Origin of the sequence: Haloarcula sp. Atlit-120R (assembly GCF_003665885.1) — an archaeon.
Taxonomy (GTDB): Archaea; Halobacteriota; Halobacteria; order Halobacteriales; family Haloarculaceae; genus Haloarcula; species Haloarcula taiwanensis.
In genome coordinates, this window is record NZ_QPLN01000066.1 from 1 (window position 1) to 492 (window position 492).

Here is a 492-nt window from a genome sequence, read left to right on the forward strand (position 1 = left end):
GCTCTGCCAGTTTAAACGACCCCGCAGTGAGTGTGATGCCCGCCACAATATGTGCAAGGCCGAACAGGATTGTATTATTGAACATTTGTGTATTTTTCAGTGAAATTTGTTTACCTACGGTTGTGGATGCTGCTGCGACGTCTCTTGATCTGTCTTGACCGAGCCCCCTCATTTCTCGAGCAAAGCATCCCCTAACTGGCCGAGGTCAAGCTGTTGAGCGGAGCGCGGTCGAAGGTCATCGCATCAGAAGGTATTCAAGATACTCACGAAGACTTCACCCTGGCTCACTACAAACCGAAGGTGTAGTAATCAAGTCCAGTTCTAATTCAGAATGACAGCACAGACGGTCTCTGACCCAGATTTAAGTAGCAAAATAAATATGCGTAACTCTCACAGACCATCTATTTCTTTTAGCCCCTCAGTGGCAACGTCACCCAACTCTCCGGCCTCTATATGGGAATAGCGTTCTCGAACTATTTCTTCAGAGTTGTC

At 47.4% G+C, this 492-nt stretch carries 1 pseudogene; it reads right to left on the bottom strand.

Features of this window, described 5'->3' with window-relative positions:
- Nucleotides 1–390: 390 nt before the first annotated feature.
- Nucleotides 391–492 (bottom strand): annotated as a pseudogene (locus DVK01_RS22740) (site-specific integrase); the annotation flags it as partial.